General features: G+C 41.2%; 22 protein-coding genes and 1 pseudogene. 5 read left to right on the forward strand and 18 right to left on the reverse strand.

Annotated elements, in window-relative coordinates; translation table 11 throughout:
- Positions 1–17: 17 nt before the first annotated feature.
- The gene (gene addA, locus C6Y03_RS14655; protein ID WP_106039546.1) at positions 18–3,722 is read right to left on the reverse strand and encodes a helicase-exonuclease AddAB subunit AddA; all 3,705 of its coding nucleotides are present in this window, start codon (positions 3,720–3,722) and stop codon (positions 18–20) included.
- Positions 3,700–7,209: a helicase-exonuclease AddAB subunit AddB gene (addB, locus tag C6Y03_RS14660; protein WP_106039547.1), complete on the reverse strand. Its 3,510-nt coding sequence runs from the start codon at positions 7,207–7,209 to the stop codon at positions 3,700–3,702. The genes addA and addB overlap by 23 nt, the downstream gene beginning before the upstream one ends.
- Positions 7,210–7,376: 167 nt before the next feature.
- On the opposite strand from addB, the gene C6Y03_RS14665 reads away from it, so the two are divergent.
- Positions 7,377–7,823: a ferritin family protein gene (locus C6Y03_RS14665; protein WP_106039548.1), complete on the forward strand. Its 447-nt coding sequence runs from the start codon at positions 7,377–7,379 to the stop codon at positions 7,821–7,823.
- A gap of 197 nt (positions 7,824–8,020) precedes the next feature.
- On the opposite strand, the gene C6Y03_RS14670 is transcribed toward C6Y03_RS14665, so the two are convergent.
- Genes C6Y03_RS14670 through C6Y03_RS14680 form a run of 3 tightly spaced genes read right to left on the reverse strand, consistent with a single transcriptional unit; the run spans position 8,021 to position 9,743 of the window.
- A complete protein-coding gene (locus C6Y03_RS14670; RefSeq protein ID WP_034663477.1) occupies positions 8,021–8,431 on the reverse strand; it encodes a DoxX family protein in 411 nt (136 codons plus the stop codon).
- 57 nt (positions 8,432–8,488) lie between these two features.
- Positions 8,489–9,328 carry a M56 family metallopeptidase gene (locus C6Y03_RS14675; RefSeq protein WP_106039549.1) on the reverse strand — a complete coding sequence of 280 codons (840 nt, stop codon included), beginning with the start codon at positions 9,326–9,328 and terminating at the stop codon, positions 8,489–8,491.
- On the reverse strand, positions 9,321–9,743 hold the full coding sequence (locus C6Y03_RS14680) for a BlaI/MecI/CopY family transcriptional regulator (RefSeq protein ID WP_024425495.1): 423 nt from the start codon (positions 9,741–9,743) through the stop codon (positions 9,321–9,323). Before C6Y03_RS14680 ends, C6Y03_RS14675 begins: the two co-directional genes overlap by 8 nt.
- 266 nt (positions 9,744–10,009) lie before the next feature.
- Between C6Y03_RS14680 and C6Y03_RS14685 the strand changes: the two genes are divergently transcribed.
- On the forward strand, positions 10,010–11,155 hold the full coding sequence (locus tag C6Y03_RS14685; protein ID WP_060595948.1) for an AbrB family transcriptional regulator: 1,146 nt from the start codon (positions 10,010–10,012) through the stop codon (positions 11,153–11,155).
- 33 nt (positions 11,156–11,188) lie between these two features.
- On the opposite strand, the gene lepB is transcribed toward C6Y03_RS14685, so the two are convergent.
- A complete protein-coding gene (lepB, locus tag C6Y03_RS14690) occupies positions 11,189–11,701 on the reverse strand; it encodes a signal peptidase I (protein WP_106039550.1) in 513 nt (170 codons plus the stop codon).
- Positions 11,701–12,318 carry a TVP38/TMEM64 family protein gene (locus tag C6Y03_RS14695; RefSeq protein WP_034663493.1) on the reverse strand — a complete coding sequence of 206 codons (618 nt, stop codon included), beginning with the start codon at positions 12,316–12,318 and terminating at the stop codon, positions 11,701–11,703. The genes lepB and C6Y03_RS14695 overlap by 1 nt, the downstream gene beginning before the upstream one ends.
- A gap of 148 nt (positions 12,319–12,466) precedes the next feature.
- On the opposite strand from C6Y03_RS14695, the gene C6Y03_RS14700 reads away from it, so the two are divergent.
- On the forward strand, positions 12,467–12,829 hold the full coding sequence (locus tag C6Y03_RS14700) for a YhjD family protein (RefSeq protein ID WP_106039551.1): 363 nt from the start codon (positions 12,467–12,469) through the stop codon (positions 12,827–12,829).
- A gap of 68 nt (positions 12,830–12,897) precedes the next feature.
- Here C6Y03_RS14700 and C6Y03_RS14705 read toward each other — a convergent pair whose 3' ends face one another.
- The 7 genes from C6Y03_RS14705 to C6Y03_RS14735 all read right to left on the reverse strand — a co-directional run bounded on the left by C6Y03_RS14705 (position 12,898) and on the right by C6Y03_RS14735 (position 19,279).
- Complete coding sequence (locus C6Y03_RS14705) at positions 12,898–13,854, reverse strand: LCP family protein (RefSeq protein WP_106039552.1); 957 nt, start codon at positions 13,852–13,854, stop codon at positions 12,898–12,900.
- 140 nt (positions 13,855–13,994) lie between these two features.
- The gene (locus C6Y03_RS14710; protein WP_034663500.1) at positions 13,995–14,939 is read right to left on the reverse strand and encodes a siderophore ABC transporter substrate-binding protein; all 945 of its coding nucleotides are present in this window, start codon (positions 14,937–14,939) and stop codon (positions 13,995–13,997) included.
- A 22-nt stretch (positions 14,940–14,961) separates the two neighbouring features.
- Complete coding sequence (locus C6Y03_RS14715; protein WP_060595945.1) at positions 14,962–15,720, reverse strand: iron ABC transporter ATP-binding protein; 759 nt, start codon at positions 15,718–15,720, stop codon at positions 14,962–14,964.
- A complete protein-coding gene (locus tag C6Y03_RS14720) occupies positions 15,711–16,661 on the reverse strand; it encodes an iron chelate uptake ABC transporter family permease subunit (protein WP_044140714.1) in 951 nt (316 codons plus the stop codon). Before C6Y03_RS14720 ends, C6Y03_RS14715 begins: the two co-directional genes overlap by 10 nt.
- Positions 16,654–17,604, reverse strand: a complete 951-nt coding sequence (locus tag C6Y03_RS14725) for an ABC transporter permease (protein ID WP_066031073.1) — start codon at positions 17,602–17,604, stop codon at positions 16,654–16,656. Before C6Y03_RS14725 ends, C6Y03_RS14720 begins: the two co-directional genes overlap by 8 nt.
- Positions 17,605–17,769: 165 nt before the next feature.
- The gene (locus tag C6Y03_RS14730) at positions 17,770–18,045 is read right to left on the reverse strand and encodes a barstar family protein (protein WP_060595943.1); all 276 of its coding nucleotides are present in this window, start codon (positions 18,043–18,045) and stop codon (positions 17,770–17,772) included.
- A gap of 64 nt (positions 18,046–18,109) precedes the next feature.
- Positions 18,110–19,279 carry an MFS transporter gene (locus tag C6Y03_RS14735; RefSeq protein WP_034663515.1) on the reverse strand — a complete coding sequence of 390 codons (1,170 nt, stop codon included), beginning with the start codon at positions 19,277–19,279 and terminating at the stop codon, positions 18,110–18,112.
- Positions 19,280–19,423: 144 nt separating this feature from the next.
- Between C6Y03_RS14735 and pdxR the strand changes: the two genes are divergently transcribed.
- Positions 19,424–20,863 carry a MocR-like pyridoxine biosynthesis transcription factor PdxR gene (gene pdxR, locus C6Y03_RS14740; protein ID WP_106039553.1) on the forward strand — a complete coding sequence of 480 codons (1,440 nt, stop codon included), beginning with the start codon at positions 19,424–19,426 and terminating at the stop codon, positions 20,861–20,863.
- A gap of 32 nt (positions 20,864–20,895) precedes the next feature.
- On the opposite strand, the gene C6Y03_RS14745 is transcribed toward pdxR, so the two are convergent.
- From C6Y03_RS14745 to C6Y03_RS14755, 3 genes and pseudogenes are all read right to left on the reverse strand, one after another.
- Entirely contained in the window at positions 20,896–21,378 is a 483-nt protein-coding gene (locus C6Y03_RS14745; RefSeq protein WP_066031075.1) for a hypothetical protein, read from the reverse strand.
- A gap of 354 nt (positions 21,379–21,732) precedes the next feature.
- Positions 21,733–22,840, reverse strand: a pseudogene (locus C6Y03_RS14750) (D-TA family PLP-dependent enzyme).
- Between the two features lie 168 nt (positions 22,841–23,008).
- Positions 23,009–23,587: a competence protein ComK gene (locus tag C6Y03_RS14755; protein WP_034663525.1), complete on the reverse strand. Its 579-nt coding sequence runs from the start codon at positions 23,585–23,587 to the stop codon at positions 23,009–23,011.
- Positions 23,588–23,876: 289 nt separating this feature from the next.
- Here C6Y03_RS14755 and C6Y03_RS14760 point away from each other — a divergent pair, with 289 nt between their 5' ends.
- Positions 23,877–24,113: an IDEAL domain-containing protein gene (locus C6Y03_RS14760; RefSeq protein ID WP_060595937.1), complete on the forward strand. Its 237-nt coding sequence runs from the start codon at positions 23,877–23,879 to the stop codon at positions 24,111–24,113.
- 56 nt (positions 24,114–24,169) lie between these two features.
- Here C6Y03_RS14760 and C6Y03_RS14765 read toward each other — a convergent pair whose 3' ends face one another.
- Positions 24,170–25,030: an SDR family oxidoreductase gene (locus C6Y03_RS14765; protein WP_060595936.1), complete on the reverse strand. Its 861-nt coding sequence runs from the start codon at positions 25,028–25,030 to the stop codon at positions 24,170–24,172.
- Positions 25,031–25,096 lie beyond the last annotated feature (66 nt).

Below are 25,096 nucleotides of genomic sequence, written 5' to 3' on the forward strand. Positions count from 1 at the left end.
CTCTCATTCCGATACATTTATAAAGAGATTTCTAAATTCCCATCGAAGAAATAGAGAATTTTCTCCTCTAATGTTCTGTTTGTCAAACGCTCTACTGCTTTTGCATATAACGCTATTTGGGTTTCATAGCGCTTTTTCAAGATAGGTTCAGCAGCGTCAAGTCCACCTGTATATCTGCCTTGCACTCTATCCGTTTTATAATCTAGTAAATATAGCTTTCCATCTGTTTCAAATAAACAGTCAATCATTCCTTGAATCAGAACAGGCTCTCCCTCAGTATCAATATGACTGTATACCTCTTTAACAGGTAACACCATACTAAATGATACCTCTCGTTTTACCCAGTCCGCTTTCAGCAGTTTTTGACCAATTGAAGTAGAGAAGAAAGCAGCAATTCCTTCTTGATCAATTGACTGGACTTGCTCATCTGTTAGCAAGTCTCGCTGCTGTAAGGATTCGAGCAGGTGCCTTATACGTGATTCATCATAGGGCTCCTCAGAAGGAAGCGTGATATGCTGCATGACTGTATGCATTGCGGTGCCTTGTTCTGCGGCAGTGAGTGTTTTTTTCTTCATGAAAGCCGGCCGGTCATACAATGTTGCACGAGCTTTTCGAATAGAAGAAGGAACACTGTACTCATCCTGTATTTCTTTCATCCTTTTTATCTCGGAAACAGACTGCTTTGTGCCGACTTGCGAGGCCGCTAGATATGGATATTTCCATGAAAGTCTCTCTGCCACCTTCTCATCAGCATCACCATATCCTTCAACAGGCAGACCATCCATCAATGCTTGTACTACCTCGTCTTGCTGCTTCTTTTCAAGTGACATATCTTCCTTTAGAAGATCAGAAGCTTGCGTAAACGAGATAGTGAATGTAGACGGATGCGAAAGAACAACATCGCCTGTTTCTTCTAAAACAGATGACATCGCTTGATGACGGATAAGGGCAGGGCCAATAAAATCTAAGTATGTTTTCGATTGATAACGTTCAAAATCAGGGAGCAGCCACTCTTCTCCAGTCGCGGCATTTTGCCATTTGCTTAATGCTTTCACCTGATTTTTGACAGAGCCGACCAGAAATAATTTTTCCTTAGCCCTTGTGAGCGCCACATATAAGACCCTCAGCTCTTCAGATAATAACTCTTTTCTCATCTTTTTTTTCATCGCCACAAGCGGTAATGTCGCATAACTAATTCTCAGCTCTGGATGGATATACTTGCTTCCAAAGCCTAGCTCTTTATCAAGTAAGTAGGACTGGTTTAAGTCCATCATATTAAAGTTCCTGCCGAGTCCTGCAGTAAAGACGACTGGAAATTCTAATCCTTTACTGCTGTGGATCGTCATCATGCGCACAACGTCCTCTGTTTCACTGAACGTTTTTGCCGCACCAAGATCATCTCCACGCTCCTGCATTCTTTCAATAAAACGAAGGAATCGAAATAGCCCTCTAAAGGCAGCTTTTTCATATTGCTTGGCTCGATCATAAAGGGCACGAAGATTCGCCTGCCGCTGCTTACCTCCAGGCATCCCGCCAACATAATCAAGATACTGCGTATCTCGGTATACTTCCCAAATTAATTCTGCCACCGAATGATTGATGGAGAAATCACGCCACTTACGCAGCAATTGGAAAAATCGCTCTAATTTTTTGCATGTAGGGTGATCAGAATGCGTCACACTCATGAATGCCTTTACAGCATCATAATAAGTGCCTTTTTTATCACTCGTTCGAATAAGTGCCATTTCATTTTCATCTAAATGAACAATAGGTGATCTTAAAACAGCTGCAAGCGGAATATCCTGATACGGATTATCGATGACTTTTAACAAAGAAAGAATGACAGACACCTCTGTTGCTTCAAAATAACCAGAGGAAAGATTCGCATATACTGGGATTCCCTGCTTCTTTAATTCTTCCATCATTTGCGGGGCCCACGGCATAGACCGAAGCAAAATGACAATGTCACGATACTGCAAGTTACGGGTCATTTGCTGTTTTGCATCGTACACTTGAAATGGCTGCTCCACCAATTCTCTTATTTTTTTAGCAATGATTCTCGCTTCAAATTGGACGGTCTCAAGTTCTTCTCGCTCTTCGCCGGTTTCCGCTTCCTGCTGATCTAAGTGGACAAGGAGCATTTCTGTCGTTGTATCTTTGCTTTCTGGATAACTCGCTCCAAGCTTTAATTCAGCTTGTTCATCATATTCAATTTCTCCAACTGTTTCCCCCATCAGCTGCTTGAACAAAAAGTTCGTACTATCTAAAACATCTGAACGGCTTCGGAAGTTTTTATTTAAATCAATTCTCTTCCCTGTTTCTTTGCCGTCTGGTTGAAAGTGTTTATATTTGTTTAAAAAGAGCATGGGCTCAGCCAGTCTAAAACGATAAATGGACTGCTTTACATCACCAACCATAAACAGATTGCCCTCTGCAGAATGTTCCCCTTTAGACACAAGCTTTAAAATCGTTTCTTGTACGAGGTTTGTATCCTGGTATTCATCAACGAGCACTTCTTCAAACTGCTGTTGATAGTACTTGGCAGCTTCTGTTTCGATCAAATGTCCTTCTGCATCCTGCTCCGCTAAAATGCGTAAGCAATAGTGCTCTAAATCCGAAAAGTCGACAATTGACTTTTCCTGCTTCGCTCTCTCGAAACGCTCACCAAATTGGATCACAAGCTCTACAAGCGTCTCCACAACTGGCTTCATTTCAGCTAAGCTTTTTAAATGCTGGGCAGGACTGCGCATGAAGTATTCATCTTTTAGTTTTTCTAATTGTTTTTTTGCTTGATTACGTGCATCAGTGGCTTTTTCTAATAAAGCAGGGTCATATTCGTCACCTTTGCACGTTTTGAGCCTTTTAAAATTGACGTTCGGCAAAAGCTCATAAAGCTTCTCAAAATCATCTTGATGACGGATTAATTCATTGACTTGCTCTAAATCATCTATAAAATTCTCTGCTCTCGGTGCTGGGCCGCCCGGCTCTTTTGATAGCGAAAGAGCTCGTTCAAGCAGCTCCTGGCAGCTCCGGAGAACGAGAGAAAGATCTTCTTTGATATATGGATAAAACGGTAATTCTTCTACTTTTGTTTGTGCATCTACATCATAAAGTGAAAGGAATGCCCTCATCCATTGCTCAGGTAAAGGATGAGACCTAGAAAACTCATAAATTCTCTTCACAAGCCATTGCAAATCTAAGTCATGGCGGTCAGAAGTGTAACGATCAACCAGTTCAAAGAATGATGGCTTTCCAGCCTTATATTCATCCTCGAACAGTTCATCTAACACTTCATCTCCTAATAATTCTCCTTCTGTTTGATCTGCCAAACGAAAGCCTGGGTCAAGATCAATTTCATAGTAAAAGGTGCGCAAAACCTGCAAGCAAAAGGAGTGCAAGGTAGAAATATTGGCACGATTCATGAGGGACAGCTGCCTTCTCATATGAAGGGACCCAGGGTTTTTGGCTAATTCTTTTTCAAGTGCTTCTGTAATCCGATGCTTCATCTCTGCCGCAGATGCATTTGTGAAAGTCACAACGAGCAGACGGTCCACATCAACTGGATGTTCAGGCCGGGTCATTTTTCGAATCAGCCGTTCAACCAAAACAGCTGTTTTTCCTGACCCTGCCGCCGCCGCAACCAAGATATCTTGTCCTTCTGAAACGATGGCTTCCCATTGGTCATCCGTCCACGTACTGTTATTCGGTTTTGGTATTTGCATACTGATCCCCTTCTTTTTTGATCCGGTCTATCACAACATCATCTTTCTCAGAGGTGAGCACCCTAAAATCATTATCCTCTATTGATTCATCGAATTGGCAAATAGACTTGAATGAACAAAAGCGGCAAGGTGTTTGATCCTTCAATTTATATGGATTAATTGCGACCTCTCCATTTGTAATTCTTTCGCCTGCTTCTTCAAATGTGCGCCGAACGTGTTGTGTGAGTATATGGAAATGATCTTCACTTAAAACTGCAGAGTCAGAACGGAAAGACCCATCCTTTTTCAAGCCGGCTTGAATGACTTGTGATCTACCTGAATCAAGCGTTTGATCCATGAGCTTTACTGCTTCTACATCTTCAAGCAATAAACCCTTCATTTTAAATTTCTTGAATATTTCCTGCTCAATGTCATCCTCTGCAAGCGGAATAGGTGCTTGAATAAGCGGATCATGGATATGGAAATATAAAATGCCAGCAGGCGTCGCTTCAACCCCGAGCCACTCTTTCGAATACGTAATGGTCAGGTCTAAGTAAGTGAGCATTTGCAAGGCCAGCCCATAGTATACTTCTGCTAAGTCAAGACCTTTCTCACTGGATTTGTAGTCGACTATTCTCAAGAGCAGCCCTTTTGAACCTTCTGCTTTATCTACCCGGTCAATTCTTCCGACAAGCTCCATCGTGCAGCCATTCTTTAATTGAAAAGTAAACGGCGGCAATGGCCCTTGCCCCCCAAAACCTAACTCTAGCCCTACTGGAGAAAATCCACTCACTTTGGCATGTTCACTTAATATAGAAGAGACTCGAATCAAGATTTTCTGGAGCTTTTCTTTAATATAAGCATGCCGATTAGAGCTTAATAGAATTTCCTTTTGAAGACGCGGAGCAAGCTGTTCAATCGCATGTTTTGAATAAGTGACACAATCTTCCTTCGTTAGGTTTTTCCAATCCTTTTTTTGTTCAACAAGCGTATCTGAAATATGTTTTAAAGCCGAGTGAAACAACTGGCCGATATCAGGTGCTTCCAATTTGTAAAATTGTCGATCCTTTAGTTTTAACCCATGGGAAGCAAAGTGAGAAAATGCACACGCATTGAATTTCTCCATTCTTGAAACACTGCCCTGAATATGATCACCATAAAGCTCTTTTGTGACATTAGGCTTTAATGGCTTCGCTCGATTTGTAAAAAACAAACTTGACATGATGTTTTTTGATACATCCCGATGAGGAGATGTCATTAAGTAGTTATAGACACTCCACCATACACCACTAATGGGATATTGATTGAGCCATTGCTGCAGCTGTGAGACGGTATACGATAACGAAACATGCTCATTCGCTACAAATTTTAATTGCTCCTCGTCATCCAGTTGTTCTGGATCTAACACATAAAGAGCCTGCTGGTGATTTGGCATAAGCTCTTGGCAATACTTGATAAGTGTCGAAGGCAAAAGAGAACGTCCTTCTGCATCAGCAGCCGAATAGGATAGATACAAATGACGTGATGGACTCGATAACGCTTGGTAAATTAAAAATTGCTCATCTAGCAGCCGTTCCTTTCCTGTCTCTGCCAGCTCTGCTCCTGCTCGTTTTAACCATTCACGGTCATCCTCAGACAATACACTCTCATCAGAGGGGCGTGCGGGAATAACGCCATCATTTACACCAACGATAAACGTACACTTCACTTGATACATTCTCGATAAATCCATACTTCCAATAAATACTTGGTCGAGTGAAGGCGGAATCAAAGCGAATTTTAGAGAAGCTAATCCTGTATCCATCATTTGTTGGAATAAAGGAAATGAGAGCTCTTCTTCACCTAGCATTTCAACAAATTCATCCATTAATTGAATAACCGCATCCCATACTTGTCCGTGCTGCATTGCTTCAGCTAATCTCCCTGCTTCTTCAGCCTCAAGCCTCGCTTTTTCAAGCTTATCTGGTACTTGTATCTCTTCTAAAAAGACATAGACAGCCTCTACCATGTCTCTTACCTTTTGCGCTTTTTTGAGCCTTTTCTGCAACTGGTAAAGCGGGGGCACGATCCATTCTTTGACGTCATTTAGCATTTGTTCCATTTCAATTTCTTGATCTGTTTGTCCAAAATCCTCATCTAATGATTGGAAGCGCCTGTAATGAAACCGGGAACCGTTTGTCCAGCGTTCTCCTTTTACACCATAAGCAATACAATAGTTTTCGAGCTGATCTGCCTGCTCTCTCGCTTTGTTCTTAGCGAGTTCAAGCGGAAATAAGAACTCTGTTTTCACGCAGCGAAATACCGCTTCATACCGCCAGTTTCCCTTTATGACATCCAAGCTCGAACGAATCAATTCAATGAGCGGATGATACTGCATCGATTCATTTCCATCAATAAAAAAAGGAATATCGTAATCTCGAAAAACCTCTTTTAATGTATCTTTATAGTCGTCTACATGTCGTGCAACAATCGAGATATCTCTCAATCTAAGTCCTTTTTCTCTCACTAAATCAAGTATATCTCTGGCTACACCCTCAATTTCAGCTCGTTTATTTGCACTTTTAGACACTGTGAGATGAGGGGTGTTTTCCTGATATGGCTGCACTGGTCTCTGCTCATATTGGTGTTCTAAATAAGCAAGATCTGCTGTATAAATGTGCCGTTTATTTCTTTCCAAAACGTTTTCAGAAATGTCAGCTCCGCACTCTCTAGCAAGCTGATAGAGCTGGAAATACGTTTTCCCTGTCATACGAAATAAATCAAGTTCATTTGGCTGCCTATCATGATAGGAGCGATCCACTGTGAAAGCAGCAGTTATTTTTGCTGCATGCAGCAGGAGCTGTTCAATGACAAGAAGTTGCTGCGGTGTAAATTGATAAAAACCATCTATATAAATGTGTGCTCCTTTTATTTCTTCAGATGAAGGAATTTGCTGCGTGAGAAGTGTCAAATAGTCTTCTGAGTGCACATATTCATCTTGTAAATGCTGCTCCATCTGCTGATAAAGAACATGCAGATCATGCAATTTTTCGGCTGCCCGTCTTTCTTCTGTATACTCTGAATACATGCTCGACATTGAAATTTTTTCAATATCCTCCGGCAACATACAATACCTTTTGAATTCAGCCATCGTCTTTTCAATTTGCTCCACAAATCCCGGCTTATCACTCGCTTTTTTGAACACTTTAAACTTTTCTTTCTGCTCTTCAATCACTTTTCTTAAAAGCATTTGAATTCCTGTGCTTGTCACAAATTGCCGGTTCGCTCCGCCAGTCTGCTGTAAAATAGACCAAGCAAGACGTGTGAAACTAAATACTTTGGCCCTGATCATTCCGCCAGCTTCAGACGTTTTTGCAAGCTCATATTCCATTAAAAATGTCATTTGATCCGGGACTAAAAAAATGATTGGCGGACCCAACGGATCAAGCCGAAGCTGTTCTTTGATTTCCTCTAAGATTGCAGTCGTTTTTCCACTCCCCGATCTGCCTGCTAAAAACTGAATCTCCACGTTCCACAACACCTTTCTTATGTACTCATATTCTAGCGAAAATAAAGGGAAATAGCTATTTTCCTATCACGTTCCCGTTCTCCTATCTGATTGAAATAACATAGGCACCTTTCCTCACTCTTTTCATATCATAAACCATCATGAACAAAAAGGAGGCTGGCAATATCATGTATTACGATTACTATGACTACTCGCCATATGACATGCGCCAAAACACAAGGATCATTTCAGACCTTGAGAAGGCGATCAATGGTGAATATTCTGCGATCCAATGCTACGAAAAACTTGCCCAAAAAGCAAAAAACCCTGAGGCGAAAAAGGTCATTCAAGAAATACGTCAGGATGAAGTCAGACACTATCAACTATTTTCAAAGCTATATTATTCTTTAACAGGTAGAAACCACAAACCAAGCGTAACAGAAGCTTGTCCAGAACAATTCAGAGAAGGACTTATGTTTGCCTTTAAAGATGAACAAAAAACGGTCGATTTTTACTTAAGCGTATCAGACTATGTCCGTGACCAAGGAACAAAAGAGCTAATGAAACGTATCGCTCAAGATGAACAGCAGCATGCTGTATGGTTTTTATACCTTTTAACGCACCATGTGTCTTAGATAGTCCTATTTTAATAGGAGATCGTATGTTCCGTCAAAAAATGAAATCGATTTTTCGTTCCTTCAATATGTCAAAGTTAGCGCTAAATGTAGCAAAGTCTCACATCCCTTCCTCATTTTCAAACGAGAAAATGAGAATTTGACCATTAAAAAAACTCCTCTGCCACAAATAGCAGAAGGAGTTTTTTCATGATCTTTTAATGAAATTTTGCTTCATTGCTTTGCTGCTGATGCTTGAGAACCCCATCGATTGACAGCAGCTTACTGCCGCTAAGTGTTAAATAAAGCGCCATGACGAGCAGCGAAAGTTCAAATTCATAACCGCCAACAAATCCTTTAGAAAAACCAACAGTAATAATCGCTACAGCCATAATTGGTACAAATAATGCTGCGAAAATACGTGTTCCTAGACCTAAAATCAAAGCGATACCCCCGACTAGCTCAATTGTCTTGACAATATAGGCCATAAATTCGGGTAAACCGATTTGCCCAAAGAATGCTGCTGTTCCTCCCAGTCCTCCTTGATATGCCTGAAGTCCATGTAAAAAGAAAATAATACCTAAAATAACGCGTACAAAAAGTGTTCCTATTTCTTGATTCGTTTTCATATAGTGAATTCCTCCTGTTTTTACACTACATAATGTAATGTTAATAAGTAAAAAAAATTAGTAATTTAAGTTGAGCATAATCATTAAGACCACCATCAGAATGGCTGATGTGACAATTGGAAAAATTGGTACATTAAAAGGAATATTGTAAGTTGGATTTAAGATTTTTTGTATTCTTAAATTCAATGCCCGATCTCCAAAGGACACCGCAAACTTTGTTTGTTTTTGAAACTGGGTTTTCTTTTTAATCAGTTTCAAAAGGGCCTGCCCTACTCCAAGCTCAGTACCTGTCTGCTGAATGGCATAGTCATCTGCAATCACTTCGCGAAAAACAGAGTAGCTTTGTCTCATATGCTTTAACACTGGAATGTACCAAATGACTTTTGTGAGCATTGAGAACATGAAAGCTTTTAAGGGATCATAGCTGTATTTGTGATGCAATTCATGATGAACAACAGCGTCAATCTCCTCTTTATCCAGCATGTCCATGAGGGCTGTTGATAAATAAACCTTTGGGTGAAGCATCCCCATTGCAAAGGCAAGCGGTTCTTGACAGTGAAACACAATGATATCGTTTTGATATTTCTCTGACAGAAATTCGGTTGACTGTTGTTCGAATGCCAACATCATATGTCGTTTGAATTGAATGTACTTGCTGATTTGCTTTGCCATATAGAAAATTGCAAATCCCAATGTGTAGAGGACTAAGGCATCTAGAAAATACTTTAAAGGAGTGAATCCATAAAATTCGAGCACGGACTGGCATACATGGATCAGGTTATATGCTTGGTTCCAGCCAAAAAAGCTTGAAAGCACGTAATACCCCATCTGATAAAAAATGGCTAAACCAATCAATATACCGCCTAAAAACAGCAGACTCGACTTCATTTTATTCATTTTGCTGCTCCTCTTTTTTAGATGCTAGCCTTGCTTCTAGAACTTTGAGTAATTCAGGATCAGCACTTTCAATCGCATCCACCATATGATTCACTGCCAATGGACCGAAATCGTCCATCAATCCTTGCGTAATCCATTTTGTTTGCTCATTTAGAAATTCTTCTTTTGTTAAAATGGGATTATAAATAGATGAGCGCCCTTTTGTTTTTTTCTCCACAATTCCTTTTTCGGTTAAGCGGTTCAGCACAGTCATCACCGTGTTGAAATTAATCGGCTTTTCATCTGACAGCTTCTGCTGCACCTCTTTAATCGGCATATCCTCACCTTGATAAAGGATCTCCATAATTCTTCCCTCTAAAGGACCAAAAAAACGATTCAATCCCTTTTCATTATATTTAAAAGAAGGAATTTTCATGTTATCACCCCACACTAAGCATTGTAGTGTAATTGAAAATGATAGTCAACTGATAAGATAAATAGGGGAAAATCGTTGTATATTGACTTTGCTTTTGGTAAAAATTATTTCTTTCTTTATAAGAATTTGCTAACCATTTATTGATAAGATAATCTTATGAAAATGGTAAAAAAAATCGTATTATATTTATAGAGACTTTTGTATTATAGTGAAGATAACAACATTTCACTTACTGAACAAACATATAGGAAGAAGGTTTACATGTGATGAAACAAGGAAACAGCCTTCGAACCGATCTCATTCTGATTGCGATAAGCGGTTTAGGTGGATTTCTTTTGTCTTTAACAGGAATGTCTATTGGCTGGATGGTTGGTACATTAATCACAGCAGCTTTTATTGCCATGCGCCGCCCCACCCTGTTTCAGCGTAAAGGAACCAGCACCTTACGTATTCACAGCAGATGGCTGCTCCTTGGTCAATTCATTCTCGGAATCGAACTCGGACAGAAAATGAATATGAAGGTCCTTCACATTTTCGCTGAAAATTGGCTCCCTGTGAGTTTCATGCTCGTCTTTTCTATTCTACTGGCGATGCTCTCAGGCTTTGTCTTATGGAAGCTGAGCAAAACAGATATGCTGACAAGCTTTGTCGGAACTGCCCCCGGCGGTTTATCCGCTATGCCGGGGATTGCCCAAGAGGTGGGAGCAAATACAGCTGTTGTGAGTCTCGTGCAAACGATACGTGTATTAATGGTTGTACTCACTATCCCTTTTACAGTGTTTTATTTAAATACAAAAAACGAAGCGGATGCGGTTGTAGCTACGCAAGGAAGTGCCTTCTCTTCGGGCGTTTTCACCCTGTCAAACATCTCTTGGACCGCTGCACTTATTTTAGGTGCCTGGCTCATGTCACGCCTGGCAGTTCGTCTTCATTTCCCTGCCCCTTGGCTGATCGGCAGCATGCTAGGCGTCGCAGCTCTTCAAGTTGGTGCGGGCGCACTCATAGGTTATGATTTGATTCCTTATTGGCCGGCACAAGCGAACATTGCGTCTCAAGTATTTCTAGGTGCAACCATCGGATCAAAAATGAATAAACAGATGTTTGTTGGACTAAAAAACACTCTCATTGTGGCTGTCGTCAGCTCAGCCGGGCTAATTGCTGCGACTGTCCTCAGCTCTATTGCCATTGCTGAGATCACAGGCATTTCTGTCATTACAGCCATTCTTGCCTTTTCGCCTGGCGGTATTGCAGAGATGGCAACAACAGCGGTCACACTTCACGAGGATTCTACCTTTGTTGTGGCTGTACAAGTCGTCAGAATTATTCTCGTCATTGCAATGCTGCCACCGTTTTTCCGGTTCTTACATCATGTCTGGGCAAAAAGGCAGCCTGATTATAAAGCCGCAAAATAAAAAGAGACGCTTTGCATATGCAGAGCGCCTTTTTTATTCGCTGGTATTCCTTTTGACACCGACGACTTGATCCTTTGAAATGGTGCCAAAATGCCGGCTGTCAAAGCTATGTATTCGGTTATCTCCAACCACAAAGTAATGATTGTTTTTGATTTTATCGTCTCCTGTGATGGCTTTCAGCTGAAAATCTCCTGTCAGGACGTTCCCCATTTTATGTTTTTTCTGCTCTTTTAAATAAGGTTCCTTCTTTTTTTCACCATCGACAAATAACTGATCATTTTCATACTTGATCGTTTCTCCTGGGAGTCCAATGACCCGTTTGATCAAGATTTGATTTTTAGGTCCGTGAAATAACACATAATCAAACCGGCTAATTTTCGTGAGTTTTGGCGAGAACTTATTGATTAATAATTCTGTTCCATCTGTAAAAGTTGGGTCCATACTAACCCCTTCTACTTTGTACGTGACAAACATGAAATTCTTTACTTGGAACAATAAGACGATGCCTGTAATAATCATCAACCATAGCAATGGCTTCTTTTTCATTAAGAGCCTCCTTTGTCCTCACGCTTGCTCATTCGAATGTTCAACCTATTTTCTACTCTCTTTCCAACATACCATAATAACGCGATAACTAGAACCGCAAAAACACTTCTTAACGGATTCTTAACTAAAGCAGAAAGATCATAGCCAATAAAACTAATGATAAAAAGCATGACACACTTGCCAGATAAAGCAGCTAATGAGAATTGCCAAAAGCTAATTCTTGATAAACCCGCTACAACATTGACAGCAGCAGAGGGCGTGAAAGGAAAGCAAAGTAAAATAAATAACGGACCAAACCCTCGCTTCTCCACCCAAAGCATCAATTTTTTAATGGAAGGATGCCTACTGATAAAGTTGAGCATTCTCATCTGTCCAAATTTTCTGATCAGCAAAAAGACAAGAATAGACCCTGCACTTGCGCCAATCCAGGTCAATAAAAAGCCTTCCCAAAGGCCAAATGCATTTGCATTCGCTACAGCAAACGCAACGAGTGGTAAAAACGGAAGAAATGCTTCTATTAAGGGTAGCAATATGGCCACAATCGGTCCAAAGGCCTTGTAGCTTTCAAAAAATGATGTGATATTTTCATGAGTAAATAGGGAAAGAAATGATGTCAACTTCTTTGACTCCTTCAAGGTTTGTCTACTTTTCATTTTACATGGAAAACATAAAAATATACAAATGAATCCCCCTTGAGATTGGTTGACTCATCCGATATAATAAATAAGAACAGGTGTTCCATAAATAAAGAAAGCAGGCTTGGACATGACGAGACTATCAAGAATACAGCTTCAGATGATGGAACAGGCCATCTTTCTTCCAATGGTCATCTCCATCCTCAATCGTGATTTGACTCACTTAAAACAACATCAAACATTTAAACTAAATGAACCATACATTCAGCTTGTGACCTCTGCCTTAAAGGAAGCACAGAAAGCACATTATGAACTGAAGCAGCATTTACGTAAAGAAAAAATGAAGGTACAGCAAATTGAACACGATGAAGGATTTACAACTTATCTATTTATCATGGATGGCTATGAAGAAAAGCATAAATACTTTAATCCACGTATACGCCACCGGGTAGAGGAACTGCTGACTCAGTATTTTCTTCATCAAGCGAACTGAATTTGCTTCATTGTCGCGCTTACCCATTCAAAGCAAAAAGCCTGCCACAGCGGCAGGCTCCTACTTATTTATGATAATTCAAGCTGTTCTCTCAGCTCTGTTCTCACTTCGTCTAATCCAGCGCTATCTAACTCAAAGTAATACACATTCCCAGGCTGATAATCATGGCCCTTCAGCTGAATGGTATCCACTGATTTCAATGAGCTCAATAACGGGAAAAGACCGATAAACTGCTTCATAGTCAGATTGGTTGAGACGTTATCACTAAGTGTATCAATGATGTTATCATATGATGGGATCGAAGAAATGGATTTAGATTTTTCAAAGATGGCTTGAAGTGCTTCCATTTGGCGCTTTCCGCGCATGAGGTCACTGTCTGCCTTTCTCGTTCTCACAAAGGCTAATGCTTCTTCACCATTTAATGTATGGGCGCCTGTCTGCACATGAACTTTTCCCTTTGAATCCTTTTCCATTTGTTTTGCGATACCTTCATCTTCAATCGTGACGTCAATTCCATTTAACTCATCCACAATGTCTTGAAATGCCTTAAAGTTCCCTGAAATCACATAATCTACAGGAATGTTCAGCAGGTTTTCGACCGTTTTGACTGACAAATCTGCACTCCCAAACGCATGGGCGTGGGCGATTTTATCATATCCTCTTCCCGGTATATCAACATAAGAATCACGAGGAATACTGAGGAGCTTGATGGTTTTCTCTGTTCGGTTCACCGCCGCCAGTAAGACCGCATCACTTCTTGCTTCGTCTACCGTTTCACCTGGACGGCTGTCAATTCCAAGCAAGAGCACCGAGAAGCTGTCTTTTCCTGGATCAAAAGCTTTCACACGCTTTTGCGAGGTGTCTCCTCTTTCTAATGACACTTGCGCCTTATCCGACGCTTTTGAAATTTTATAGTAAGCATATCCTGTCACGGACACTGCCATCACCATGACAAAAGCCATGATAAACAGCACGGCTTTCACCCAAGGTCTCAGCCTTCTTTTTGATCTTGTTTTTTCCTTCATCCTTTCCGAACCCTCACTCTATCTTAGTCTATCAATGTAGGTTCAACTATAACATATTTTGATGAAAGTTTCCTGCATGCAACATATTTTTATGAATCCACAATAAAAAAAGCCGCTCAGTATGAGCAGCTTTTCTTCCATTATTTTTGGTCAATTCCTTGTTTTACTTCATCAATCATGGCAGTCAATGATTCAAGGCCGCCGCCAGATAAATACCACATGTCAGAGTTCAAATACACCACATGGTTGTTTTTGACCGCTTTGACTGATTTCACATAATCATTTTCAACAAGCTGTTTCGCAGAAGTTTCTTCTCCGATCGCTGCGCCTCGATCAATGACAAATAAGTAATCCGGATTCGTTTTGACCATGTACTCATATGAAATGCTTTGTCCGTGTTTGTCAGATGGCTCAAGCTTTTGATCTGCCGGCGTGATACCAAACACATCATGGATGAGTCCGTATCTTGACTTAGCACCAAAGGCTGTCATTTTACTGTCGTTGGCCATGATCATTAAACCATTCTGTTTCAACTCTTTTGCCTGTTTCTTTAATGCATCTACTTTTTGATCAATGGCTGCTAGTTCTTTTTTGACTTCGTCTTCCTTATCAAAAATTTCCCCTAACGTCGTGGCATTCTTTTTAAATGATTCCATATAGTTGGCAGTGTCTACATCCATCAAAATCGTAGGAGCAATTTCAGAAAATTCATCGAATGCATCTGATTGACGAGACTGAATAATAATCAAATCGGGCTTAATCTCTGCAATTTTTTCGAAGTTCGGCTCTTTTAAACCGCCGACATTCTCATATTTGTCACCTTCATATTTGGATAAATATTTAGGCACGACTTGTTTTGGTAAAGCTGTCACATCCACACCTAGTTTGTCCAGCGTATCAAGACTTCCCATATCAAACACGACGACTTTTTTCGGGTTTTTCTTGATCTTCACACCATCTTTATTCAGCATGTCTTTTACCGTGACGGTTTCCTCTTTTGTTCCTTCTGTTTTTCCTTGGTTCCCGCAGGCAGCGAGTACAACAATCGCTGTTAATACAGTCATCATCCATATCCATTTTTTCATACTTGATCACCTCTTCATTTTTTTAGGAAAAATATAAGCAAATACGCTCACCGTGAATGACTTCAATCGGTATGCGCATGTCATAAATTTGTTCAAGTGCATCTGTTTGAATCACTTCTTCTACTCCGCCTTCTTTGATCACCTGTCCATCTTTTAAAGCGACGATATGATCGGAATACACAGATGCAAAGTTAATATCATGGAGAACCACAACAATTGTTTTCCCAAGATCTTTGACGAGCTGCTTAAATAGCTTCATCATCTCAACAGAATGATTCATATCCAAGTTGTTTAAAGGCTCATCTAAGAAAATATAATCCGTATCCTGAGCCAGCACCATCGCAATAAAGGCTCTTTGCCTTTGTCCGCCGCTCAGTTCATCTACATATTGATGCTGGATATCGGCAAGCCTCATGTATTGAAGAGACACATCGATCATCTTCTCATCTTCTTTTGTCAGCTGGCCCTGTGAGTAAGGAAAACGGCCAAAGCTGACAAGCTCCCGTACGGTCAGGCGCACACTCATGTGATTGGCCTGCTTTAAAATGCTCATCTTTTTCGCTAGCTCCTGCGGAGGATACGCGCTATATGGTTTGTCCTGTAAATAAGCTGCACCTGTGTCTGGCTGAATCAAGCGGCTCATGATGGACAAAAGCGTGCTCTTACCCGCACCATTTGGACCAATGAGAGAGGTCAGCTGTCCTTTTTTCACACTGACAGTTGTTTTGTGAAGCACTGTTTTTCCGTTATATGTCTTACTGACTCCCTTCATTACGACCATGAACGACTCTCCTTTAAAAGTAAGTAAATAAAATACAATCCGCCTACTAAATCAATCAGGACACTCAGCGGCGTTTGAAAAGTAAATACCTTTTCTACAAGAAACTCCCCGCCTACAAGGGCAATCACACTGATGAAAAAAGAGCCTAGCAGCAAGTACGTATGCCGGTATGTACGAAATAGCTCTCTTGCCACGTTCACGACGAGTAAGCCAAGGAACGTAATCGGTCCGACAAGTGCTGTTGCGATGGACACAAGAACGGCTATCACGATCAGCATCTTTTTTGTGATGCTGTCATAGTCAATTCCCAGATTCACCGCATGCTCCTTCCCAAGTGACATGACATCTAATTTGGAGCGGAATGTCCAAATGTAAAGGCACAGCGCCGCAAATAAAACAGAAGCAATGAGTAAGATATCTGTGTTCATGTGATTAAAGCTTGCAAAGGATTTATCTTGTACGACCTGGTATTCATTTGGATCAATCAGCATTTCCATAAAAGAAGAAAGGCTTTTGAACAATGTCCCAAAGACAATACCAACAAGCAGAAGCAAGAAAATGTGTTTATTTTTGCGTTTGAACATCACCGTATATAACAGCACAGAAAATAGAATCATCAGCCCAACGCAAAGGAAAAAATTCAGGTTTTTATTGACGATCATAAAATTGGTCGAGCCAAACAGATAAATAATCGCTGTTTGCAAAAACAAGTACAGTGCGTCTAAACCCAGTATGCTCGGCGTTAAGATTCGATTGTTGGTCAAGGTTTGGAAGACAACAGATGAAAAGGCAATCGCGCCTCCCGTCAATGTCATCGCCAGCACTTTCTTTAAACGACTTGGCACTGTGTACGGCCAGTACCCCATTTGAAAGGTAATGAAAATCACGATCAGCACGGCTGCAATGGCTGCAATCAGGCATAATGTACGTTTCTTATGCATAGCGTTTCCTCCTTAATAACATGTACAGGAAGATCGCACTTCCGACGATGCCTACCATGAGCCCAACTGAAATTTCATATGGATAAATGATCACCCTTCCGAGCACATCACAAATCAGAACAAAAATGGCTCCTAGTAAGGCTGTATGCGGAAGGCTCTTTTTCAAGTGATCGCCGCGGTAGATCGATACAATATTCGGAATGATTAAGCCTAGGAATGGCAACATTCCGACAGTTAATATGGTGACAGATGTAATCATCGAAACGATCACCAAACCAACCGCCATCACACGTTTATACGTTAAACCTAAGTTGATGGCAAAGCTCTCACCCATACCCGCCACTGTAAAGCGGTCAGCATATAAATACGCGATGATCAATAGTGGAACACTCACATAGAGCAGTTCATAACGCCCCTGAACAATAAGAGAAAAATCCCCTTGAAGCCATGCAGATACGTTTTGGATCAGATCATATTTATAGGCTATAAACGTAGATATTGAACTGACAATCCCGCCAAACATTAAGCCGACTAACGGTACATAGATCGTATCGTTCACCTTAATATGCCGCAGGATTTTTAAGAAAAGAAGATTCCCAGCTAAAGTAAATAGAAACGCGATTCCCATTTTCATGAGCGGGCTCGCATGTGTAAAAACAAGCATTGCTGCTAAAATACCAAGCTTCGCCCAATCCATCGTTCCTGCAGTGGTTGGTGAAACAAATTTATTCCTCGTCATGCTTTGCATAATAAAGCCGCATAAACTAAGGCTCATGCCAGCAAGCACAATACTCATGAGACGCGGGATGCGACTTGAAACTAACGTATGTAATTGTTCATCTGTTAAATGAAACATCTGTAAAATGGACAGATCCTGTACACCGACAAACAGTGATACACATGCCAAACATACAAATAATAAACTTAATTGATACAACTTCATACTGGTTTCTCTCTTTCTATCAAGCTCTTTCCGCTAAAAATGATTATCATTATCAATTAAGCGACAGTTCATATATTATCATATCTAGTAAAATATTCAATAGCAGATTGAGAAAGACGGAAACTCATGAAAAAACAGCCTGCGGCAGCGGCTGCTTTTTCACCATTATTGAATGCTCACTTGAAATTGTCCTTTCAATTCCTCTTCTGCTTCTTGAAATAACTGCCTTACGCTTTCTGCATACTCGCCAAGAGCGTCTTTGCTCGTTTCAAAATTTACCCATGTCAGCTCTATTGGAAGATTTACTTCTCCTGTCAAACAGTCCCATAGGGCATCAAGATTTTTCCCGTAATAGTCAGGAAGGTGTAAAACTGTTTTTAGTTGGTCATGAAGCTCTTCTTGCGACCTGCACGATGCGCCGTCCAGCTGCACTTTTTTCATGTCATCTTCCCCTCTCATGCCTTTATTTTAAACGAACAGAAGGAAAAAGAGAAAGCGGGACTCCTCACTTTTGTTTCTGTCTGACACTTGAGATCAAAAGGATGAGACAAGCAGCCAAAACGACCAAGAAAAAGACGGTTAACACCATCTGGGTCCCGTACAGATCAGCAAAAAGACCGATAAAAACACTCGGAATACCCAGGCCTAAATAGGCAAACAAGTAAAACCCTGCAACGGCTCTAGCTGCCTCCTTTTTCCCCCGTTCGACAATAAGCTGAAGACCACCTAAATAAGTAAATCCATAGCAGGCAGTACCCGCAAGCATCGTTCCGGCAAGCACAAGAAGGATGGACCCGCTATTTGCTCCAAATAGCAAAAGGCCGTATCCGCATGGAAGACAGATAAACCCGGCAAAGAGCGCTACTGTGCTATTCATCTTGCGAACAAAAGGCTGCATCAGGACACCTGCCATATTAATCAAAAAGAGTGCCGGCCCTACCCATAATTCATATCCATTCAATTTAAGCTGTGCTGGCAAAACCGAAATGACGAGGCCGCACACCGACCACGCGATGGCAATCGCTGCATTCGCCGGCATTGTTCCTTTTGGAAATGTTGGCATGTTCATCATCGGTTTACCTGAATCTCCTTGTACAGGCGGAACGAAAAAGAAGACACCCACGATGGTTAGGATTAAAAGGCCCAGCACAATCCAATAGCTAAGAGGCGCAAGCGACATACGCTGAAAAGAAAGCAGTGCCGTAAAAAGAGCACCGCCCCCAAAGCCAACCGAACTGCATAACGCAATAAAAGTTGGAATCCAGCTTGATTTTTCTGGATATAAAGCAATCAAATAAGCGGTGCATGTGCCAACACTCAGGCCAAGCCCCACCCCTTGCAGCAGCCGGGCCGCAAAGAGCATTTGTATGGTAGGGTGCACGATCATCAATAGGGTAGCACATAACGAAAAGCTTAGCGCGACCAATAAAACCGGTTTGCGTCCAGCCCGATCAGATATGCCGCCAAGAAAAAGCAAGACTGGAATCAGTCCGAAGACATATGCAGCAAATACAAGTGCTGTAGCCGCCTTTCCGTACCCTGCTTGTTCGGCATACAACGTATAAAGGGGCACTTGCAGATTCACAGCGGTCGTAATCATAAAAAGACCAAATAAAACGAATATAAATGGAATGATGGATAGGTGTGCTGTTTCTTCTTTAGATGCAGGGATCATTTGACTCTCTCCTCTAGTCATAAGCATATGAGAACAGTGTACACACCTTTTGGCTTACTTCCTATATCCAAAAATGATGCTATTGACCACTCCATAATTCCGTGTCATCATCATGTTATATGTGACAATGAGAGAAGGTGTCCGATGTATATTTATTTAGACCGCTCAAGTACAACCCCGCTCTGGCAGCAAATCGTGACTGGGATCATTCAACAAATTCATTCACAAAAACTGAATCCTGACGATCAGTTAACACCAACACGGGTATTAGCACAGGAGCTCAATGTATCAAGATCAACTATACAGCTTGCCTATGATGAACTGCTGGCAAGAGGATATGTCAGCACATCTAGAAGAGGCGGTACAAAGGTCATTTCGAGTGACCACTATGCAGCCTCCACTCCCCATCAAAGTGAGCCGCCTTTCCCTCTTCCGGTAAGACCACACTTTCAAGAGGCGGAGAAACAAATGGACCACTGGCTGTCGGCCAATCAATTTCATGAGAAACTCGATATTGATTTTCGACATCAGGAGCCAGCCATCGATGAACATTTTCAAAATATATGGAAACGGTCGCTCACGAAAGCATTACAGCGATTAGATATGAAAGATTGGGGCTATTCCTCCCCGCACGGATTATGGGAAGTACGTTCAGAAATACGCCAATACTTATCTGTAGAACGCGGAATCGATGTAGAAGAAGATCAAATGGTGTTAACAGGTGGCACGCAGCAAGCCATTGATTTGATTTCACAGGTATTGCTTAAAAAAGGAGATACAGTAGCTGTTGAAGATCCAGGCTTTCCTGGGGCAAGGCTTTCATTTATGCATCGTGAAATGAACATTTATCCCGCACCCGTCGATGAAGAAGGAATCATGGTGAATACATTGCCACGGCAAACAAAGCTGATTGCGGTGACGCCCTCCCATCAGCGTCCAACCGGTGTATGTATGAGTGTCAACAGAAGGCAGCAGCTGCTGAAATTTGCTGTCAGCCATCAGTCTTATATACTAGAGGATGATTTTGATGGAGATTATCGTTATCATGGCGGACCGCTTCCTTCATTATTTTCAGAAGCACCCGACCATGTGATTTACATCTTAAGCTTCTCCAAGGTGCTGACTCCCGGCATCCGCCTTGCTGCCATTATCGGCTCCAAAGCGGTCATAAAAGAAAGCGCTTCCCTGCAATCACTCATTCAAAGACAGCTGCCCATTATGGAACAGATCACACTCGCTTCTTTTTTCAGAGAAGGAGAATTCACGCGATATGTCAGGCGAATGAGACAGCTGTATAAAAAAAGACAGGCTGCTATGATGGATGCCCTTTTGACACAACACTTTGACAAGCACTTTCATATCTATGGAACCGATACGGGTCTTCATGTCTTTTTAGAAGGAGCGCCAGACTTTGACGAAAAAGGCAGTATTGAAGCAGCCAAAGCAGCGGGCGTTGGCATTTATCCATTAAGTCCTTATTGTTTTGAGAGCAATCGAAAGGGATTACTGCTAGGCTTCGCCTGTACGGACGAAAACATGATTCAAGAGGGTGTCCGCCGCTTAAAGCAAATACTTTATATGTAAAAAAAGCCTGGAAGTCCGCCTTCCAAGCTTTTTTACGTTGATTGCTGAATGCGGCCTACTTCTTCAATAAATGCAGCTGTCTGCTGCAATCCATCTTGCAGATGATGGGTAGCGGAAATAAACAGCTTTTCTTGACCTGGGTGCTTTAATAGCTGCTCCACCTGACCGATTCCTTTTTCAAATGAATGAAGACCTGTCTTTAATTGTTGATCCGCCTTTTGATAAGCGGCTGGAACTTCTTGATGAGCAAGCCCCTTTTGAATCACACGATCAAAGGCTTTCGTCGCTTTTTTCAATTTTTTATTTACTTGGATCTTTCCATGTCCATCTGAAATAAATTGGTCGGTCATGTTTTCATAAGCTTCATTTAACTCATCCATATAACGCTGAACCCATTGTTCATACGCAGCTTCTTTTGTGTCTTGTTTTGAAGGCGATTGACCTGCTTGCTGACAGGCTGCTAGTAATATCACTGTCAAGGTGAATAACAGCATCAAATGCGATTGTTTTTTCATACAGAGCCTCCATTTCTTATTCCCATTCGTTCATATCGGTCAAAATAGGAGTATCCTTTACCACATACGAACACTTTGCAAGAAATGATTTCTTTTATTGTAACAGACGGCTCGTGTCACTTCTGCGATTTATGAGTAAATGGATGAAAATACGTCTAAGGATCCACATTTTCCTGTCATTTGATTGACAGTCTACCGATACACTTAATAGACGACTGGATATATGGATTTGGTTTCAATAAGTTCATGGTGGATGTTTTCTAATGAAAAGAAATACTTCGTTCGTGTCATCATGATGATGCCAAACGAAGTCGCCTTGTATTTTCCAAGTCTTAAATTATACATCCTGTTGATTTATTGAAGTTTACCTTTACAAGCAATCTCAAGCTCTTCGACTACTTCACCATCTTGAATGAGATATGCTTTTTCATGGAGATTGACAGCGGGACAAATATGATTTGGAATGATTTGCACCTTCTCACCGATCTGGACAGTCTGACGGAAGCCTTCGTGATAGATGATGGCATGCTCATCAAATACACTTGAAACAAATACATCATCATAGTCTTTTACTTTGCCTAGTCCTTTTGTTTTCGTCAGCCCTTTTGTACGGGTTTGAGCCGTGAGCCCTTTGGCTCCAACATCTGTAATGACACGGGCCTTTGTTGGCTTACTGATCACCGTCGTCAGCACAGCTGCCGCACAATGTGAAAAAGTGCCGATCCACATTGGATTGAGAGGCATCCATGAAGATGTAAGTGCCTGGTCTGATTTCGGTGACTCCCTTTGGAATATCAAATTGAAATAAGAACGGCGGTGTTGATCCTATGCTCACTACCTCTAGCAGCATGCCTGTTTCTTTCGCAATCTGTGCAAACTGAAGCGTGCGATTCACAGCGTCTTCGTATAATGTGTGACAATGCGCTTTACTTTCCGCCTTATATGTATGTCCATCATGAGAAAAAATCCCCTTTAAATGAACGAAGTCACATGTTTGAATCGCCTGCAAGATTTGACGGAAATCACTCTCTTCAATGACACCAGATCTTTCTTCTCCAACTTCTATCTCAATTAGAACCTCCGCTTTTTTCTCTGCTCCACGAAAGACATGTTCAATTTGATGCACATGCTCTACACAATCTATTCCAAATGAAATTTGTATCGACTCTGCCAGCTTTCGAATTCGCTTGAGCTTTGTCTCGCCTACAATTTGATTGGCGATAAAGATATCTGTCAGCCCATGCGCCGCCATTACTTCCGCTTCTCCTACTTTCGCTACAGTTAAGCCAGATGCGCCCATCTCCTCCTGCACCTTCGCAAGACTAGGTGTTTTATGTGTTTTCGTATGAGGACGCAGTTTGACTTGCTGACGGTCCGCATACTGCTGCATAGCAGCTAGATTCTCCATCATTACCCGTTTATCAATTAATAGCGCCGGTGTATCTAGTTCATCATAAGTCATTATCATATCCCCTTTCACTGCTGCTCGTTATATAAATTTTTATACGTTATAGTTGAATTATATAATTTTTTATATAATTATCAATGTTTTTTTCTTCGAGAAAGAAAGACGATATGCTAAACCCTCGCTTCATAAGGAGTCCAGCGGCTGTCCTGCCGCTGGTTTTAGTTAATATCTGTTCCGAAGCTCCCTTAATATAAAATCGTATACAAGGTTGAGCTGTTGTTCCTTTGGATACAGCATAAATTCTTGTTTTTTAGGAAGACCTCCATCAAGGCGATCTTGAAATTTCGTTCGGAGATACGCTGTTCTGTGCACCTGACTCTCAAATGATTTATATGAGACATCGAGTTCGACGGTTTGCTCATTTGTAAAGATGACCACCGTGTCTCCGAGGGATGATTCCTGGAAGGTATGAATGTATTTGTGGGAGATCCAGCCGCACTGAGGACGGTTGGATGAATAGGTTGGGAAGAAATACAAATGATTGGATGAGTCAATCACAATTGGAGGCTTGTGAGATATTCCTGTTACTTCATATGTTCCCGCTTTTCTGCCCGCATAGCTTGAGCCGAAGAATCTGCAACTGCGTTCAATAATTTGCAGGGGCTTTAATTCAACGTAAAAGCTTGTCTCTCTTTCTATGACTTTTGAATATACTCTTTTTCCTTCTTCAACCGGAAGGACCGCCATTGTTGTTTGATTAATGACGTATGAATCTAAAGGTGTTTCACTAATTCCTGACACTTCATTTCCTCCTGTGTTAATTTTTGGTTATTTTAGATACTATTAATCTATCACCAACATATAAGAAACGACAGGATTTTTTCAAAATTTATTAAAAATCATCTTTTTATCGTATTTTTTAGTCCATTCGATCTATCGAAAAGCCTTTTTTAATGATATATCACATCCTGTCGATCGGACAAGAGATGTCGATTTCGCTCAAAAATAAATTGTCTAAAAATTATAAATTCTTGTTGATTTTTTCTCCGCCAATCCATATACTATAAAAAAGGCATCGGGGGGATTCTTTATGAAAGAGAAAAAAACGTATGCTGAGCTCATGAAGTCCCGCAACACCCAAAAAACCGAAGAAAACGGCGTCACTATTTTAGACATCTATATTCAAATGGTTTTAGATGAGGCGCTTTATAAACAGCGCTTAACCTTCCTTAGAGAAGAGATTGATAAGGCGCTGGATCAGCGTGATGTAAAGCGATTCAACGACCTGTCAGCTCAATATGCAGAACACTGCTTACATCAATCATGATGATTTTACTTGCGGCAAAGAGACAGCAACTCGTCTCTTTACCGCAAGTTTTTTGTTTATCCATTTAAAATGGTTCCGCCATTTACATGCAGGATTTGTCCATTCATATAAGAGGAGTCTTCGCTCGCTAAAAACAAATAGCTCGGCGCAAGCTCTACTGGCTCACCAGGACGTTCCATTGGAACATCTCCGCCAAATTCTGAGACTTCCTTTTCCGTAAAGGTCGATGGAATGAGCGGTGTCCAAATAGGCCCTGGGGCTACCCCATTCACTCTGATCCCCTGTTTAATGAGCGATAAAGATAATGATCTCGTAAATGTCACGACTGCCCCTTTTGTAGATGAATAGTCGATCAAGGTTTCATGCCCTTTATAGGCTGTAACAGATGTGGTATTAATGATACTGCTTCCTTTCTTTAAATGAGGAAGAACCGCTTTTGTTAAATAAAACATGGCAAAAATATTCGTTTGAAATGTTCGAAGAAGCTGATGCGAGGTAATCTGTTCAATGCTTTTTTGCGGATGCTGTTCCCCGGCGTTGTTCACCAAAATATCGATGGAACCGAAAGCATCTTTCGTTTTTTTGACGACCTCGTTTGAAAACGCCTCATCTCCTAAATCACCTGCAATTAAAATGGCGCGGCCTCCCGCCTTTTCAATATAGTCCTTCGTTTCCTCTGCATCGCGGTGTTCACTCAAGTAAACAATGGCGACATTGGCTCCTTCCTTCGCAAACAAGACCGAGACTGCTCTTCCGATCCCGCTGTCTCCACCTGTCACAATGGCTGTTTTCCCTGCTAACTTTTTATCCGGCACCTCTCGATCAAAAACAGGTCTAGGGTTCATTTTATATTCCAGACCTGGACGTTCATTTTGATGCTGAGGCGGCAATGTTTTCTTCGGCTGCTTTGTTGACACGTCTGTCCACTCCTTCCTTTTATCTTGTTTATTTTTATGTGTTGGCTATTTTTTTATGTATGTCAA

Origin of the sequence: Bacillus sp. LNXM65, from assembly GCF_002998575.1 — a bacterium.
Lineage (GTDB): Bacteria > Bacillota > Bacilli > Bacillales > Bacillaceae > Bacillus.

Bases quoted from the DNA above. Each gene is read 5' to 3' on its own strand.
- C6Y03_RS14700 (WP_106039551.1), top strand. From the start codon at position 12,467: ATGACGAGACTATCAAGAATACAGCTTCAGATGATGGAACAGGCCATC.
- C6Y03_RS14680 (WP_024425495.1), bottom strand. From the start codon at position 9,743: ATGAAAATTCCTTCTTTTAAATATAATGAAAAGGGATTGAATCGTTTT.
- C6Y03_RS14720 (WP_044140714.1), bottom strand. From the start codon at position 16,661: ATGCATAAGAAACGTACATTATGCCTGATTGCAGCCATTGCAGCCGTG.
- C6Y03_RS14665 (WP_106039548.1), top strand. From the start codon at position 7,377: ATGTATTACGATTACTATGACTACTCGCCATATGACATGCGCCAAAAC.
- addA (WP_106039546.1), bottom strand. From the start codon at position 3,722: ATGCAAATACCAAAACCGAATAACAGTACGTGGACGGATGACCAATGG.
- pdxR (WP_106039553.1), top strand. From the start codon at position 19,424: ATGTATATTTATTTAGACCGCTCAAGTACAACCCCGCTCTGGCAGCAA.
- C6Y03_RS14730 (WP_060595943.1), bottom strand. From the start codon at position 18,045: ATGAAAAAAGTGCAGCTGGACGGCGCATCGTGCAGGTCGCAAGAAGAG.
- C6Y03_RS14670 (WP_034663477.1), bottom strand. From the start codon at position 8,431: ATGAAAACGAATCAAGAAATAGGAACACTTTTTGTACGCGTTATTTTA.
- C6Y03_RS14735 (WP_034663515.1), bottom strand. From the start codon at position 19,279: ATGATCCCTGCATCTAAAGAAGAAACAGCACACCTATCCATCATTCCA.
- C6Y03_RS14760 (WP_060595937.1), top strand. From the start codon at position 23,877: ATGAAAGAGAAAAAAACGTATGCTGAGCTCATGAAGTCCCGCAACACC.
- C6Y03_RS14710 (WP_034663500.1), bottom strand. From the start codon at position 14,939: ATGAAAAAATGGATATGGATGATGACTGTATTAACAGCGATTGTTGTA.
- C6Y03_RS14725 (WP_066031073.1), bottom strand. From the start codon at position 17,604: ATGAAGTTGTATCAATTAAGTTTATTATTTGTATGTTTGGCATGTGTA.
- C6Y03_RS14685 (WP_060595948.1), top strand. From the start codon at position 10,010: ATGAAACAAGGAAACAGCCTTCGAACCGATCTCATTCTGATTGCGATA.
- C6Y03_RS14745 (WP_066031075.1), bottom strand. From the start codon at position 21,378: ATGAAAAAACAATCGCATTTGATGCTGTTATTCACCTTGACAGTGATA.
- C6Y03_RS14705 (WP_106039552.1), bottom strand. From the start codon at position 13,854: ATGAAGGAAAAAACAAGATCAAAAAGAAGGCTGAGACCTTGGGTGAAA.
- C6Y03_RS14715 (WP_060595945.1), bottom strand. From the start codon at position 15,720: ATGGTCGTAATGAAGGGAGTCAGTAAGACATATAACGGAAAAACAGTG.
- lepB (WP_106039550.1), bottom strand. From the start codon at position 11,701: ATGAAAAAGAAGCCATTGCTATGGTTGATGATTATTACAGGCATCGTC.
- C6Y03_RS14675 (WP_106039549.1), bottom strand. From the start codon at position 9,328: ATGAATAAAATGAAGTCGAGTCTGCTGTTTTTAGGCGGTATATTGATT.